The sequence below is a fragment of the Petrotoga sp. 9PWA.NaAc.5.4 genome, from assembly GCF_002895485.1.
Lineage (GTDB): Bacteria > Thermotogota > Thermotogae > Petrotogales > Petrotogaceae > AZRK01.
Map to the genome: position 1 here is coordinate 19,170 of NZ_AZRK01000024.1, position 16,170 is coordinate 35,339.

16 protein-coding genes and 1 tRNA gene are annotated in these 16,170 nt (G+C 31.6%); 10 read left to right on the forward strand and 7 right to left on the reverse strand.

Annotation, left to right across the window (positions count from 1 at the left end; translation table 11 throughout):
* Positions 1–3 precede the first annotated feature (3 nt).
* The 10 genes from X924_RS07470 to X924_RS07515 all read left to right on the forward strand — a co-directional run bounded on the left by X924_RS07470 (position 4) and on the right by X924_RS07515 (position 9,500).
* A complete protein-coding gene (locus X924_RS07470; protein ID WP_121958307.1) occupies positions 4–1,431 on the forward strand; it encodes an MATE family efflux transporter in 1,428 nt (475 codons plus the stop codon).
* A gap of 347 nt (positions 1,432–1,778) precedes the next feature.
* Positions 1,779–3,002 carry a PLP-dependent aminotransferase family protein gene (locus X924_RS07475; RefSeq protein ID WP_121958308.1) on the forward strand — a complete coding sequence of 408 codons (1,224 nt, stop codon included), beginning with the start codon at positions 1,779–1,781 and terminating at the stop codon, positions 3,000–3,002.
* 14 nt (positions 3,003–3,016) lie between these two features.
* Positions 3,017–4,105 (forward strand): butyrate kinase, encoded by a 1,089-nt coding sequence (buk, locus tag X924_RS07480; RefSeq protein ID WP_121958309.1) that lies wholly within the window; start codon positions 3,017–3,019, stop codon positions 4,103–4,105.
* Positions 4,102–5,004 (forward strand): bifunctional enoyl-CoA hydratase/phosphate acetyltransferase, encoded by a 903-nt coding sequence (locus X924_RS07485; RefSeq protein ID WP_121958310.1) that lies wholly within the window; start codon positions 4,102–4,104, stop codon positions 5,002–5,004. Before buk (X924_RS07480) ends, X924_RS07485 begins: the two co-directional genes overlap by 4 nt.
* Before the next feature lie 14 nt (positions 5,005–5,018).
* Positions 5,019–6,086, forward strand: a complete 1,068-nt coding sequence (buk, locus tag X924_RS07490) for a butyrate kinase (protein ID WP_121958311.1) — start codon at positions 5,019–5,021, stop codon at positions 6,084–6,086.
* Positions 6,087–6,099: 13 nt separating this feature from the next.
* Positions 6,100–6,780: a cobalamin biosynthesis protein CobQ gene (locus X924_RS07495; protein WP_199172666.1), complete on the forward strand. Its 681-nt coding sequence runs from the start codon at positions 6,100–6,102 to the stop codon at positions 6,778–6,780.
* Between the two features lie 40 nt (positions 6,781–6,820).
* A complete protein-coding gene (locus X924_RS07500) occupies positions 6,821–7,054 on the forward strand; it encodes a ferredoxin family protein (protein ID WP_121958312.1) in 234 nt (77 codons plus the stop codon).
* Positions 7,055–7,067: 13 nt separating this feature from the next.
* Positions 7,068–8,132 (forward strand): 3-methyl-2-oxobutanoate dehydrogenase subunit VorB, encoded by a 1,065-nt coding sequence (locus X924_RS07505; RefSeq protein ID WP_121958313.1) that lies wholly within the window; start codon positions 7,068–7,070, stop codon positions 8,130–8,132.
* A gap of 17 nt (positions 8,133–8,149) precedes the next feature.
* Positions 8,150–8,899 carry a thiamine pyrophosphate-dependent enzyme gene (locus X924_RS07510; RefSeq protein WP_121958314.1) on the forward strand — a complete coding sequence of 250 codons (750 nt, stop codon included), beginning with the start codon at positions 8,150–8,152 and terminating at the stop codon, positions 8,897–8,899.
* 58 nt (positions 8,900–8,957) lie between these two features.
* The gene (locus tag X924_RS07515) at positions 8,958–9,500 is read left to right on the forward strand and encodes a 2-oxoacid:acceptor oxidoreductase family protein (RefSeq protein WP_121958315.1); all 543 of its coding nucleotides are present in this window, start codon (positions 8,958–8,960) and stop codon (positions 9,498–9,500) included.
* 36 nt (positions 9,501–9,536) lie between these two features.
* Here X924_RS07515 and X924_RS07520 read toward each other — a convergent pair.
* The 7 genes from X924_RS07520 to X924_RS07550 all read right to left on the reverse strand — a co-directional run bounded on the left by X924_RS07520 (position 9,537) and on the right by X924_RS07550 (position 16,166).
* Positions 9,537–9,627, reverse strand: a tRNA-Ser gene (locus X924_RS07520).
* 71 nt (positions 9,628–9,698) lie between these two features.
* On the reverse strand, positions 9,699–10,748 hold the full coding sequence (tsaD, locus tag X924_RS07525; RefSeq protein ID WP_121958316.1) for a tRNA (adenosine(37)-N6)-threonylcarbamoyltransferase complex transferase subunit TsaD: 1,050 nt from the start codon (positions 10,746–10,748) through the stop codon (positions 9,699–9,701).
* Positions 10,699–11,928, reverse strand: a complete 1,230-nt coding sequence (clpX, locus tag X924_RS07530) for an ATP-dependent Clp protease ATP-binding subunit ClpX (protein ID WP_121958317.1) — start codon at positions 11,926–11,928, stop codon at positions 10,699–10,701. The genes tsaD and clpX overlap by 50 nt, the downstream gene beginning before the upstream one ends.
* A gap of 102 nt (positions 11,929–12,030) precedes the next feature.
* Complete coding sequence (gene cysK / locus X924_RS07535; RefSeq protein WP_121958318.1) at positions 12,031–12,924, reverse strand: cysteine synthase A; 894 nt, start codon at positions 12,922–12,924, stop codon at positions 12,031–12,033.
* 499 nt (positions 12,925–13,423) lie between these two features.
* Positions 13,424–14,026 (reverse strand): serine O-acetyltransferase EpsC, encoded by a 603-nt coding sequence (gene epsC, locus X924_RS07540; RefSeq protein ID WP_369826030.1) that lies wholly within the window; start codon positions 14,024–14,026, stop codon positions 13,424–13,426.
* A gap of 129 nt (positions 14,027–14,155) precedes the next feature.
* Positions 14,156–15,031 carry a DMT family transporter gene (locus tag X924_RS07545; RefSeq protein WP_121958320.1) on the reverse strand — a complete coding sequence of 292 codons (876 nt, stop codon included), beginning with the start codon at positions 15,029–15,031 and terminating at the stop codon, positions 14,156–14,158.
* Between the two features lie 70 nt (positions 15,032–15,101).
* Entirely contained in the window at positions 15,102–16,166 is a 1,065-nt protein-coding gene (locus X924_RS07550) for a hypothetical protein (RefSeq protein ID WP_121958321.1), read from the reverse strand.
* Between the last annotated feature and the right edge of the window lie 4 nt (positions 16,167–16,170).

Here is a 16,170-nt window from a genome sequence, read left to right on the forward strand (position 1 = left end):
ATTATGAAAAAAGACAATATTACTCAAAATAACGACTTTTTAGGAAAAGAAAGTCTTGGAAAACTTATGTTTAAACTCACCTTACCCGCAGTTACAGCACAGGTTATAAATATGTTTTATTTTATAGTTGACAGAATTTATATAGGTCATATTCCAAATATTGGTGCATTAGCTTTAACAGGTGTAGGAATCACAACTCCGTTGATACTTGCTATATCAGCATTTGCAGCTTTAGTTTTCATGGGAGGAGCTCCTCGGGCTTCTATAAAAATGGGGGAAGGTGATTACAAGACAGCGGAAAAAATTATGGGCAATTCATATGTACTATTGATAATCATTTCATTAATTTTAACTACTTTTACCTTAATTTTTGGAAAAAATATGTTGTATATCTTTGGAGCGAGTGAAAATACTATTGAGTATGCCTTTTCTTATATGCAAATATATGCCTTAGGCACAATTTTTGTTCAATTGACTCTTGGCATGAATGCGTTTATTACAGCTCAAGGTTTTGCAAAAACTGGTATGTATACAATACTAATAGGTGCTGTACTCAATATTATTTTAGATCCTTTGTTTATCTATGCGTTTGAATTAGGAGTAAGGGGAGCAGCTATTGCTACAGTTATTTCACAAGCATGTGCTGCAACGTGGGTAATAACTTTTCTTAAAAGCAAAAGAAGCATTTTGCATCTTAAAAAGGAAAATTATAAATTAGAAAAAAATATCATTCTTTCTATATTAGCGTTAGGGTCTGCTCCTTTTATTATGCAGCTTACAGAAAGTATTTTATATGTAAGTTTCAATTCAAGCCTTCTCAAATATGGTGGAGACATAGCTGTAGGAGCAATGACAATACTATCTTCTCTGATGCAATTTACGATGTTACCACTTATGGGATTTACCCAAGGAGCTCAACCTATAATAAGTTATAATTTTGGTGCAAAAAATGCTGATCGTGTGAAAGGCGCATTCAAACTATTATTAAAAATTAGTGTAATATACTCAACGATTTTATGGACTTTGATTATGCTATTTCCTCATGTGTTTGTAGGAATGTTTACCAACGACACTGCCCTAAGAGAATTTTCAGTATGGGCAATTCACATTTATATGGCTGTTTCTATACTTTTAGGAATACAAGTAGCTTGTCAACAAACTTTCATCGCTATTGGAAATGCTAAAACCTCATTGTTTTTAGCATTATTACGTAAAGTAATATTGTTAATACCTCTAATATACATATTACCGATATTTTTTGAAAATAAGGTAATGGCAGTATATTTAGCTGAGCCCGTATCAGATACAGTAGCCGTCATAGTTACAGTCTCATTGTTCACAATACAGTTCAGAAAAGCGTTAAAAGAATTGAGGGAATCAGAAAATCTTCCTGAAAAGTTTGAAAAGAAATATCAACAGCAAGAATCTTAATAAGGAATTAAAATTTAATAAAGATCTAACTAAAATCCTCTTTTTTAAGAGGATTTTTTATTTATTTTTTACCATGAAATATTTTTCATGAAATTTTTTTCATATCAGTTTTAATTGCTTCTATTCTCCTCTCATTGCCTCTAATCTTTTCTAATCGGTTTTGACTTTTAAGGTATATTTAATTTATAATTAAAATGGGGTTATAAAAAAGGAATAATCTCTCACTGAGACTTTAGAAACAAGAATTTTCTCTTGAACAATGTCCTGAATTTAAATATCGATAAAGCTTAAGTTTTAAAATTTCTAAAGATAATATGTATTTTTTACAAAAAAGGAGGAAAGGCGATATGGAATTTGAAAATAAATTTTCTAAGGTTACAAAGAGTATGAAATCTAATATTATTAGAGAATTGTTAAAAGATGCTGCCAACCCAAACATAATATCTTTTGGGGGAGGTGTGCCAGATCCAGAAACATTTCCAAGAAACGAATTAGCTGAAATTTCTTTGAAAGTTTTAAAAGATGAATATAAATTTACTCTTCAATATGCTACAACTGAAGGAGATAATGAATTAAAAAAACAGTACATAAAATTACTCGAAAAACACGAACATATTGATTGGCTAAATTACGACAATATGCTTATTACTGTAGGATCTCAACAAGCTTTACATTTAATCAGCATGGTACTGCTTGACGAAGAATCTTATTGTGCGGTAGGAAAACCTGTATACTTAGGAGCAGCTAATGCTTTCAAACAAAGTTTTCCGAAGTTTTTAGAAATTCCTATAAAAGAAGATGGAATGGATTTAGAATTTTTTGAAGCAAAATTAAAAGAACTTAAAAATAAACATGAAATTGAAAAATTAAAATTCGTATATGTCGTTCCTAATTTTCAAAATCCTACAGGTGTAACAATGTCCTTAGAAAAAAGAAAAAAGTTATCTGAATTATCTAAAGAATATAACTTTTTGATAGTTGAAGATGATCCTTACGGATATTTAAGGTTTGAAGGAGAAAAATTACCGAATATTTATTCTATGAATCCTGAAAGAACGCTCTTATTGAATACATTTTCAAAAATATTATCTCCAGGGTTGAGAATAGGAATAATTATTGGCCCAAAAGAATTGATAAGACAATTTACTATAGCTAAGCAAAGTGCAGATTTATGTTGTCCTTCTTTAACGCAAAGAATAGCGGCAAGATATTTAGAAAATCACGACATTATTAAAGAATTAGAACCATCTTTAAAGTTATATAAGTCAAAAAAAGATACGATGTTAGAAGCTTTAAAAGTTGAGTTCGAAAACACATCAAAAGTAAGTTGGACAAAACCTGAAGGAGGATTATTCATTTGGCTTACTTTTGATGAATCTACAAACACGATGGAAATGTTTGAAATAGCTAGAAAAAAAGGTGTTTTGTATGTTCCAGGAGAATCTTTCTATGTAAACGAAATAGAGAAGAATCATATGAGGTTGTCATTTTGTTTGCCTTCCCATGATGAAATAAAAGAAGGAATCAGAAGGTTAAGGTCAGTTGTTGAAGATTATAAAAAAGTTAAATAACAGGGGGATTTTCCATGAAAAGAATTTTGGTAATAAATCCAGGATCAACCTCAACAAAAGTTGCTATTTTTGAAGATGAAAAATCTATCGTTGAAGAAACTATAGAACATAATATATACGAAATAGAAAGATGCGAAAAGATAATGGATCAATTACCTTTTCGAAAAAAAGCTATTTTAAATTTTTTGAAAAAACATAATATTTCTATCGATGAATTAAACGCAATTGCAGCACGTGGAGGAATACTTCCCCCTTTGAAAAGTGGAACATATTTGGTAAATGAAAGTATGGTTGAATATTTAAAAAATCATTCAAAATTAGAACATGCTTCTAATTTAGCTGCAGTAATAGCTTATGAACTTTCAGCAAACAGTTTAAATAAACCTCCTGTATATATAACAGATCCTATCTCAGTAGATGAATTTATTCCAGAATCAAGAATTTCTGGCATACCAAATCTTGAAAGAAATAGTTTATTTCACGCTTTAAATATGAAAATGGTTGCAAGATTTGCAGCAAAAGAACTAAACAAGAATTATTACGACTGTAATTTTGTTATTACACATTTAGGTGGTGGAATTTCTGTAGGAGCTCAAAGAAAAGGCATGATGATAGATGTTAACAATGCAAGCGATGAAGGCCCTTTTAGTGCCCAAAGAAGTGGTGAATTGCCAATGGGAGATCTTTTAAAATGGATTTTTAAAAACAAAGAGCAGTTTTCTAAAAATGCAATGAAGGCAAGATATGTTGGAAAAGGTGGTTTATTCGCATATCTTGGAACAAGTAGTTTAAGAGATGCTTTATTACAAGCTGAACATGATAATTATACTAAATTAATTGTAGAAGCTATGGCCTATCAAATTTCAAAAGAAATAGGTGCAATGGCAGCAATTTTAGGAGGAAATATTGATGCAATAATAATTACAGGAGGCATGGCTCAAAGCAATTATTTTGTAGATATGATCAAAAAAAGAATATTTAAACTCGGACTTATTATGGTTTATCCTGGCGCTTACGAAATGCAAGGACTTGCTAATGGAGCTTTAAGAATTTTAAACAATGAAGAAAAAGTCTTGGAATGGGAGGGAGAAAAAATATTATGAAAATCATAAAAATAGAAGATATTTTAGAACAAGTTAAGAAAGAAAGCAAAAAGAAAAAGATCGCGGTCGCTGCCGCAGAAGACGATGTTGTATTGAAAGCTGTTCAAAAAGCTAAAGAAATAAATTTATGTGATTTTATACTGTTTGGAGACAAACAAAAGATTGAAAAAATAGTTCAAGAAAATAATTTAGATCTGAAAGACGTCGAAATAATAGATTCCAAAAGTCCATTGGAATCAGCTAAAGGTGCTATAGAAGCAGTTGTAAATGGGCAGGCCGATTTACCAATGAAAGGAAAACTCACAACAGCAGAAATTCTTTCTATTTATTTAAAAGACGAATATAATTTAAAAACTGGAAAAACTATGAATTTAGTATGTGTGTTTGAAATTCCCAATTATCACAAGCTATTGATTATTTCTGATGCAGGAATGATTATTGCACCAACTCTTGAACAGAAAATAGACATTATAAATAATGCGGTATCAGTAGCCCAAAGATTAGGGATAGAACGTCCAAAAGTAGCTATTTTAGGTGCTTTAGAACAAGTTAATCCCAAAATGCCTGTAACCTTAGATGCTGCGATTTTAACTCAAATGAATAGGCGAGGTCAAATAAAAGGTTGTATAGTAGATGGACCTTTTGCTATGGACAACGCTATATCCAAAGAAGCAGCAATTCATAAAGGAATAATCAGTGAAGTAGCAGGCGATGCTGATATTTTAATTGTCCCTAATATAGAAGCTGGCAACATTCTATACAAAACCCTTGTATATTTTGCAAACGCTAAATTGGCAAGTTCTATAATAGGTGGCAAGAAACCTGTAGTATTAACTTCACGTGCCGATTCTGACGAATCAAAACTCAATGCAATGGCTTTATCTATTCTTATGTCTTAAAGCGAGGTAATAATATGTTTTATATACTTGTTATAAACCCAGGATCTACATCCACAAAAATAGCAATTTATTACGACGAAAAAGAAGTGTTGAAAAAAGTTATTGACCACGATGTTGAAGAATTAAAAACATTTAAAACTGTTGCTGATCAATATGAATTTAGAAAAAACATAATTTTGAACGTCTTAGATAAAGAAGGATACAATTTATCAATTTTTTCGGCAATAATTGGGAGAGGAGGGCTATTAAAACCTATCCCTGGAGGCACTTACAAGATTAATCAAAAAATGATACATGAATTAAAAAATGCTACGTATGGAGAACACGAATCAAATTTAGGAGCTTTAATAGCCTTTTCAATTGCTAAAAGTATCGGAGTAGAATCGTTTATTGCAGATCCTGTAGTGGTAGATGAAATGGAAGATATAGCCAGAATCTCAGGCCATCCAGACTTTCAAAGAAAATCTATTTTCCATGCATTAAATCAAAAAGCGGTTGCGAGAAACTTATGCCAAAAATTACAAAAAAGGTATGAAGAAAGTAATCTCATAGTTGTACATATGGGTGGAGGTATTTCAATTGGAGCTCATAAAAAAGGTAGAGTTGTAGATGTAAACAATGCTTTAGATGGAGATGGCCCTTTTACTCCTGAAAGATCTGGAACTTTACCTTTAACAGGATTCATTGATCTTTGTTATTCAGGAATGTATACTCAAGATGAAATAAAAAAGCTTATTAAAGGTAAAGGTGGACTTGTTGCTTACTTAGGAACAAATGATGCGAGAGAAGTTGTCAAAAGAATAAAAAATGGAGATGAATACGCAAGAGTTGTTTATTCGGCAATGGCTCATCAAATTGTGAAATGGATAGGCAAAATGTCAGCTATTTTAGAGTTTGATATAGATGCAATAATTTTAACTGGTGGTTTAGCTCATGAAAAAGAGTATCTTGTTCCTTGGATTAAAGAAAAAATTGAATTTATAGCTCCTGTCTACGTATTTCCTGGAGGAAACGAAGAAAAAGCCTTAGCTATGGCAGCGTTGAGAGTATTGAAAGGCGAAGAAACTGTAAAAGAATATTAAAAGAGGTAACTATATGCTAAGAGATATCATGAAAAATTATAATGTACATATTTTTATAGGAATGTTTGGTTCTGGAAAAACAGAAATTTCTTTAAATATGGCTTTAAAATTAAAAAAGGAGTACAAAAATGTTGCTATAGCTGATATCGATGTAATAAGTCCTTATTTTAGAGTAAGAGATAAAAAGGATGAATTAAATAACTTAAATATAAAAGTAATAACTCCTCCTGAAAAATATTTACATGCTGACGTGCCTATAATATCAAGAGAAGTTGGAGGATATATAGCAAATCCGGAATTTAAAACCGTCCTGGATGTTGGTGGAAACGAAGAAGGCGCGACTGTTTTAGGTTCGTTGAGAAACTTCCTTATTCAATCAAAAAATGCAGTCTATTTTGTTGTAAATACCCATAGACCCTTTACAGAAAATAAAGAAAATATTAAGAAGTATTTTTATATCTTAGAATCTCTTGTAAGAACTAAAATAGATTACCTTGTTATTAATTCAAACATTCAAAATGAAACTACTCCCGAAATTATCAAAGAAGGAGAAGATATTATTGAATCAGTTTCCAAAGAAATAAACGTTCCTATAGCATTCACCGCTGTTTCTGAAAAATTAGAAAAAATTGTAGATACCAAATTTGAAAAATTCGTAATAAAAAGATTTTTTGAAAATTATGGACTATTTTAATAGGAAACTCCATGAATTTATGAAGAATGGAGGTAGCATCATGAGCGAACGAAGGTTTCTTATTGAAATCAACGAAGAAAGATGCAAAGGTTGCGGATTATGTATCGAAGTATGTCCAAAAAATGTTCTTGAATCTTCGAAAAAATTTAATAGTAAAGGATACCATCCAAGTACCGTTAAAAATATAGAAAGTTGCATAGGATGTGGTTTTTGTTATCAAATGTGTCCTGATGTATGTATTACCGTAAAAGTTTTAGAAAAAGCACGAAGTTAAGGAGTTGATAATAATGGAAAAAACTGAAAAGATTTTAGTTAAAGGCACTGAGGCAATAGCTGAAGCCGCTATAAGAGCCGGATGCAGACTTTACTTCGGATATCCTATTACTCCTCAAAGTGAATTAACAGAATATATGGCAAGAAGACTTCCAGAAGTAAATGGAACTTTTTTACAAGCTGAAAGTGAGGTTGCTGTTGTCAACATGATTTATGGAGCTGCAAGTACAGGAAAAAGAGTAATGACTTCAACTTCTTCTCCAGGATTTTCTTTGATGCAAGAAGGTATCTCATATATAGCTGGTGCTGAATTACCTTGTGTCTTTGTAAATGTTGTTCGCGGTGGACCAGGTTTAGGAGATATACAACCTGCGCAATCGGATTATTTTCAAGCAACTAAAGGTGGAGGCCATGGAGATTACAAACTTGTTGTTCTTAGTCCAGAATCTCTCCAAGAAGCCGTTGAATTAACCTCTCATGCTTTTGATGTTGCCGATAAATATAGAATTCCTGTTTTAATATTGACAGACGGTTTATTAGGACAAATGATGGAGCCAGTATCTTTCCCGGATTTTAGAAATTTAGATGATTTGAACGATCATTCCAGTTGGGCGTTAATTGGAACAAACAATGAAAGAGCCCCACATAGGGTATCTTCTTTCGATTTAGATCCTGTAAATTTAGAAAAAATGAATTTAAATCGTCATCAAAAATATAAAAAGATAACAGAAAGTGAGAAACTATATGAAGAGTACAAATTAAATGATGCAGAAATAGTAATAGTAGCATACGGTACTATGGGAAGAATAGTAAAATCCGTCGCTGATAAGGCAAGAGAAAAAGGGGTTAAAGCAGGTGTTTTCAGACCAATAAGTTTGTGGCCTTTTCCTTATGAAGAACTTGAAAAATGGAGTAAAACAGCGAAGTTATTTTTTGCAGTTGAAATGAGTTCTGGTCAAATGATTGAGGATGTTAAACTGTCAATAAATGGTAAAAGACCTGTTGAATTTTATGGAAGGATGGGTGGAATCGTCCCTACACCAGGAGAAATCCTGGCTAAACTAATGGAGTTAATTTAACTAAGGGTGGTGAAAAAATGTCTACTTATACCGAAAGATTTAAAACACCAGTTTCTTTAAGTGAAAAAGAATTTACTTATTGTCCAGGATGTCATCACGGAATCGCTCATAGATTAATTGCTGAAGTAATAGATGAATTAAATATTCAAGGAAAAACTATCATGGTTGCACCAGTAGGTTGTTCGGTTTTTGCTTACGACTTTTTTGATGTTGATGGGACAGTTGCGGCACATGGAAGAGCTCCTGCTGTTGCAACTGGAATAAAAAGGGCGAGACCACAAAATATTGTTTTCACTTATCAAGGAGACGGTGACTTAGCTGCTATTGGCACAGCTGAAATAATTCATGCAGCAAACCGAGGTGAAAAAATAACTACAATTTTTATAAACAATGCCATATACGGAATGACTGGTGGACAAATGGCTCCAACTACGCTACTTGGTATGAAAACTACTACAACTCCGTATGGAAGAGACGAAACAAAAGACGGTTACCCGATTAGAGTTTCAGAGGTCTTAAAAGAATTAAGAGGTGTGGCTTTTTTGGCCAGGACAAAAGTAACTACGCCTCAAGATGTCCTTAAAACAAAAAAATATATTAAGAAAGCATTTCAAGCACAAATTAATAATATTGGTTTTGGGTTAGTTGAAATATTATCGACATGTCCGACTAATTGGGGATTAACCCCTATTGAATCGATGAAATGGTTAGAGGAAAATATGGTTAAAGAATACCCATTAGGTGTATTCATTGACAAAGTCGGATAAATAATTTCTTTTTTATATGAGTTTTTCCAAAATAAAAAATAATTTGGAGGTGTTTAATATGTGTTATCACGGTTTGATAGCAGCTGGATTTGGAGGTCAAGGAGTTATGCTTTTTGGTCAGATATTATCTTTAGCTGCAATGATTGATGGAAAATATACAACGTGGCTCCCTTCTTATGGCCCTGAAATGAGGGGTGGAACGGCAAACTGTACAGTCATAATTTCTGATGAATATATAGCTTCTCCCGTATTAGATGAACCCACAGAAGTCGTTGCCTTTAATATACCATCTATGCTTAAATTTGAAAAAAATTTAAAAGAAGAAGGATTACTATTTATTAATTCATCAGTTATAGATAGAAAACCATCGAGAAAAGATATTCACGTTATTAAAATCCCTGCAAGCGAAATAGCCGATGAAATAGGAAACCCCAAAATTCTAAACATGGTAATGTTAGGCGCTTACTTAAAAGCAACAGAAGCTGTTTCTCATGATTCTATAAAAGAAGCTTTAGAAAGAAAATTAATCGGTAAGAAAAAAGATCTTTTAAAACTTAACTTAAAAGCTATAGAAGCTGGAATGAGAGAAGTAGTAAAATAAAAAATGCTGGTTTTACCCAGCATTTTTTATTTTAATTGGCGGAGAGAGTGGGATTTGAACCCACGGACAGCTTTTAACCGTCACACGCTCTCCAGGCGTGCGCCTTCGACCACTCGGCCATCTCTCCATTAGTTCTATTAACTTATAACCGAGACTTATTATATCATATTATAATAATCTCGTCAACTATTAATTTGTCTATACTTTGGATAATCCTAAATTTGGTTCAACGTCTAAATCTAAATCATCGAACATATTTCTTTGGTACTTCTCATAAGCAGCTCTTGCTATCATTGCTGCGTTATCTGTACAATATTTGAGTTGAGGATAATAAATATTCAGTTCATCTCTATAAGTATTCAGTTTTTTTCTCAAGAGGGAGTTAGATGCGACTCCACCAGCTATAACAACATCTTTTATTCCGGATTTTAGAGCATATTTCGTAACTTTATGAACAAGAGTATCTATTATTGCTTCTTGAAAAGATGCTGCAATATCTTCAATCTTTGCTTTTCTTGAATCTTTTACAAAATACAATACAGCAGTTTTCAATCCCGAGAAAGAAAAATCATAACCAACGTTGTACAAAGGTTTTGGAAATTTATAGATACTCTTACCGGACTTTGCTATCTGATCTATTATAGGCCCACCTGGATATTCTAAATTTAATATTCGAGCCACTTTGTCAAAAGCTTCACCAGCTGCATCATCTCTAGTTTCACCTATTATCTCAAAATCAAAGTAATCTTTAACCAATAAAATCATCGTATGACCGCCAGAAACTAACAATGTAACAAAAGGCGGTTTTAATTCAGGAAAATCAAGAAAATTTGCATATATGTGTCCTACTAAATGATTTACACCGATTAACGGAATATTTAAAGATATCGACATTCCTTTTGCAAAACTTGTTCCTATAAGTAAAGAACCTATTAAACCTGGACCATAAGACACAGCTATTGCATTTAGTTGTGTAGGTTCAATTTGTGCTTCTTCAAATGCTTTTAAACTCAACTGATAAAGAAACTCCACGTGTTTTCTCGCTGCAATTTCAGGGACAACTCCTCCAAAATCTTTATGAATATCTATTTGAGACACTACTAAATTAGAAAGCAACTCATTGTGACCCTTCAAAATTGAAACTGCAGTCTCATCACAAGAAGTCTCGATAGCAAATATTATAGGTTTCTTTTCTATACTAAGCCGTCTCCTTTCTTTGCAAAGCTGGTTTTTTGTTTGTAACAACATCTTCATCAACAACTATTTTATTGATTTTATTCTTCATTTCAGGTGCTTCATACATTATATCAAGCATTATTTCTTCAAATATTGTTTTTAGTGCTCTTGCACCTGTTCCTCTTTTAAGAGCCTTTGAAGCTATAACTTTTAAAGCTCCTTCAGTAACTTCAAGTTCTATACCTTCCAATTCGAGCATTTTTTCATATTGTTTCAATAAAGCGTTTTTAGGTTCCGTTGCAATTCTAATCAAATCATTTTCATCTAGATCTTCAAGAGTAGCGATCACAGGAAATCTTCCAACAAACTCAGGAATTAAACCATATCTTATTAAATCATCTTGTATAATATTATTTAACAGTTCTCCTTCTCTTTGCTTGCTATTACTTTTTATATCTGCACCAAATCCTAAAGAAGAATCCTTTATTCGATGTTTTATTATATCTGTCAATCCATCAAATGCTCCTCCAACAATGAAAAGAATTTTAGATGTATCTACTTGTATAAACTCTTGATATGGGTGTTTTCTACCTCCCTGTGGAGGAACATTCGCAATAGTTCCTTCAACAATCTTCAAAAGCGCTTGTTGAACTCCTTCACCAGAGACGTCTCGTGTTATTGAAGGATTAGGCGACTTTCTGGCGATTTTATCGATTTCATCTATATATATGATTCCTTTTTCAGCCCTTTGCACATCAAAATCGCAAGCTTGCAAAAGTCTTAAAATAACGTTCTCAACATCTTCCCCTACATAGCCCGCTTCCGTAAGAGTTGTGGCATCTGCAATAGCAAAAGGTACTTCCAAAATTTTTGCCAAGGTTTGAGCGATTAATGTTTTACCTGTTCCTGTAGGGCCTATCAATAATACGTTTGATTTGTCTAATTCTACTTCGGTAATGTTTTTACTAGAAAATATTCTTTTATAATGATTATAAACAGCAACCGATATTATCTTTTTGGCTTTTTCTTGACCTATAACGTATTTATCTAACTCTGATTTAATCTTTTGAGGTGTAGGCAGAGTTTTAACACTTTTTTGTTTTTCTTGATCTGCTTTATTCTTATTTTCCTCTACTAACTCACCAAAAAGATCTATACATTCATCGCATATGTATATCCCATTTGGCCCAGCGACCAAAGCTCCAGCTTGACTAGAAGGTTTACCACAAAACGAACAATATTTTTCTGGCATTTATTATTCCTCCTACTACATTAAACTCACTATCTTTAGAAATTATAAAATCCGCCTATTAAACTTGTTATTTATCTTTATTCTATCAAATCATTGTTAATTTTAATCTAACATACTCATATATTTATCACCGCTATCTGGCGCTATAGTAACTACTTTTCTACCTTTACCTAATCTATTTGCAACTTTTATTGCAGCTGCTATGTTAGCTCCAGAAGAAATTCCTACGAATAATCCCTCTTCCTTTGCTAACATGTTTGTCATTTCAAACGCTTCCTCATCATTAATCTGTACTACTTCATCTACTAAATTAATATCTAAATTATCTGGAATAAAACCTGCTCCTATTCCTTGAATTTTGTGCTTTCCTGGTTGACCTCCCGAAATCACACATGAATTTTGTGGTTCAACAGCCACAATTCTAACGCAATCTAGAACTAACTTCTTAAGGGACCTTGCAACACCGGTAATAGTACCACCAGTTCCAACTCCTGCAACAAAAGCATCCAATGAATAATCCATCTGTCTTATTATTTCAGGTCCAGTTGTAACTTCATGAGCATAAGGATTTGCTGGATTAGAAAATTGATTCGGCATAAAACCTTTAGTTTCTTGAACTATTTCTAAAGCCTTGCTTATAGCTCCTTTCATTCCTTGATCAGCAGGAGTTAAAATCAACTCTGCACCTAATAATTTTAAAATCTTTCTTCTTTCTTCACTCATGCTTTCAGGCATCGTGAGTATTACTCTATAACCTTTACTTCTACCAATAGCAGCTAAAGCTATGCCAGTATTTCCGCTTGTAGGTTCAACTATGATGTTTTGTGTATCATTCAGCTGGTTATTAATTTCTGCATGTTTAATCATAAAAAAAGCTGGTCTATCTTTTACACTCCCAGCTGGATTGTTCTTTTCTAATTTTACAAAAACCCTTCCCGGTTCAATAAGTCTTGACAAAGTAATTATAGGAGTATTACCTATTGCAGTATAAATCAAAGAAAAATCCTCCTTTTAATCTATTCTCTACCTACTTTAGAAATTTCAAAACATAAATTTTGCCAATATTTTAGTTTTAAATTTTTTCAAAAATACTTCCGTAATTCTAATACTTACTAACTATGAATCTCTTTAACTTCTTTGCTATATGTAGTGAAAAAGAGGTGAGAGCTCCGCCCTGGCCTCGCTATAAATTCAAAACTTCATTTTCTGAAAATTATTTTTTTCAAAGTCCTTATCTAATACTTACTAACTATGAATCTCTTTAATTTCTTCGCTATAGGTAGTGAAAGAGAGGTGATGGTTCCGCTTTAGACCCAACTTTAAATCCAAAAGTCTGTTTTTAAAAAATCCTCATATATAAAATCCCTATTTTTTTGTCATAAACCTATTTTAAATCAAAATATTATTTTCCGAAGACCTTCATTTTTAAAATCTCTAATTTATTCACAGATAAGATAAGTCTTTAAGATAAAATCAGACTATAGTAAATATTATATTATATAACAAAATCCGAGTTAATATTATTTTCTAATTCATAAAAAGTAGAAGATGGGCAATTAATCTTCTTTATAGTTGCTGGTACACCTACTGCTACAGATTTTGGTGGAACATCCATCAAAACAACCGAATTTGCACCTATAACAGAGTCATCTCCTATGTATATCCTTCCCAAAATTTTTGCTCCTGCTCCAATCATCACATTTTTACCTACAATAGGATGCCGATTCCCTGTTGTTACATGTTTTGCTCCCAAAGTAACTCCATGATAGATTAAAGTACCACTGCCAACACTGGCAGTTTCTCCTATTACTACTCCAAAACCATGATCTATAACCACTCCAGGCTCTATCAAAGCCGCAGGATGTATATCCATCGAATGAAAAACCTTACTTAAAACATATATAAAATATGCCAAAGGATAGATTTTATATCTATAAAAGAAATTAGCAAACCTATATGCCATTAATCCATGAAAAGAAACAGAAGTAAAAAATACTTTCCACTTACTTTTGGCAACTGGATCTTTCTTTAAATACATTTCTAAATCTTGATTTAAATATCTAAATATTCTACCAAAATCCTTAGCAAAGTTCACCAAATATTTCACTTCTTTTCACTCTCCCCGGAGAAATATATATTATATATAATATAACAAAATTTATCAACTTTCTCAATCCCATTATAAAGGATATTTTTTTCAATTAAGATATGTTTATTTTAAATATTGTTAACTTTTTCTCTCGGCAATATAATTTCCTAACAATATTAAAGTTGCTCCTATCAAAGAATAAACATTCGGAAAGTTTTTTAAAAGAATAGAATCAGCAATTACAGTCACTATAGGGATTAAAAACAAACTACTCGTGACTGTTCGACTTCCTAATACTTTTATTGCTTTCATCCATAAAAAGTAAGCGATTGAAGAACACACAATACCTAAAAACAATAATGAGATAATTATAGAGGGTTTCAACCAAAGTTGATAAATTGGACAGCCGGGTAAAGTATTTTTTTCTAAAAATAGAAATGGTATAAAAAACAATGTGCCATACATAGTTAAATCTCTTGTAATAATTCCTTCATCTCGATCTTTAATTTTTTCCAAAAATAAAGTATATAAAATCCAAGAAAAAACGGCACCAAATGCAATTAAATCTCCTAAAGGATTTAATTCTAAAACAAAAGTCCCGTTTAAAATTAGTACGGTAACTCCTATAAATCCTATGGTTGTTCCGAAATATCTAATTTTTGAAGAAAATTTTTTCTCAATCAAATCGTTTACTATCAAAAAGAATATAGGAGTTGAAGAAACTATAAGCGATGTATTTGTCGCTGTTGTAAAAGACAATGCACTGTTTTCAGCTATAAAATAAGTAGTTATTCCAAAAAAACCTGCAAAGATTAAACTTATTCTTTCTTTTTTAGTATATTTTATATCTTTCCGTACAAAAATTACTAAGATAATAGAAGCTATAGCAAACCTTAAAAATCCCAAAAAAATGGGAGGTATTACTTCAACAGCTACTTTAGTTGCAATAAAAGAAGTCCCCCATGCGATAATACATATCCACATGTAAATTAAACCTTTGTTTCTTTCAGGCATTTATTCCTTCCTTTCCTGAATCCATTTTAATTTCAAAAGTTAATTTTTCAAATACAATCTGTTTAATAAATTATTTTTTTATAAATTCTTGGACTAAAAAAATGGCTTTTTTACTATTTTTCGAGTCTTCTAACAACATTGTTTTTTCATTTAAATAAATCTTAATATGATCATCCATTCTTGCTAAAATAGATCTCAATTTTCTTACGTGTATAGGAACTAAATATTGATTTTGAAAGCTATAAGGTAACTTAAAAGATATTCTCGCATTCTTTTCTTCTTTATATATATAACTATTATTCTCTTTTAAAACTAAATAAGCAATGTTACTTTCTGAAAAAGTTGAATATAATTTACTTAGAACATTTTTTAAATCTTTTGTATTCATATCGACTTGTTCTATGAATTTTTCAAAAATCAATATATTTTTTGAAAATGACGGCTTAGAAGAGCATACTTTTATTAATACCCCAGGGTTTCTAAGAATTATGTTATATTTGTCAATTCCTAATTCAAGAATATTACTTTTTTTAAGTTGATTTAACGCTTTAACAATATGTCGTGCAGAAATAAAAGGAATTTCTCGATGAAAATCAACTTTCGTTTCAGAATAAAAAGTGTTTAACTTGTAATAATCTGAAAGATAGCCAAAAACAATTTTTTTGTCATGTGTAAGTATATCTATAATGTCCCCTTCATTAGCAGAAGCTGAAACAAAGTCCAATTTATCAATAAAGTAACCTAATTCCTTTTTACTAATAACAACGGATTCTCCCGATGTTTCGATACTAATTGCTTCCTCTTTTTCTATTTTGCTATTTAATCTCATCCCTTCAATTTCGAATATCATTTCTTTATCTTCTAAAGATATTTTTACTAAAGAATTTTCATTGGACTTAGTACCTTTGATAATTCCTTTTATATATTGAACAGGTATTGAAGCTATACCATCGAAAGGTAAAAATTCTTTAGTTGCACTTAAATAGAGTTTGGCACATCCATCAGTAGCATAAATTTTTAAACCTTTGTCATAATAAAAATATACATTCCTGAAAGAAGGTTCTACCGTTCCACAGAAAGCATCAACAAATTTAGTTATTCTGTGTAATTCCTGAAAAGTTAACCAACCTTCCATAGTT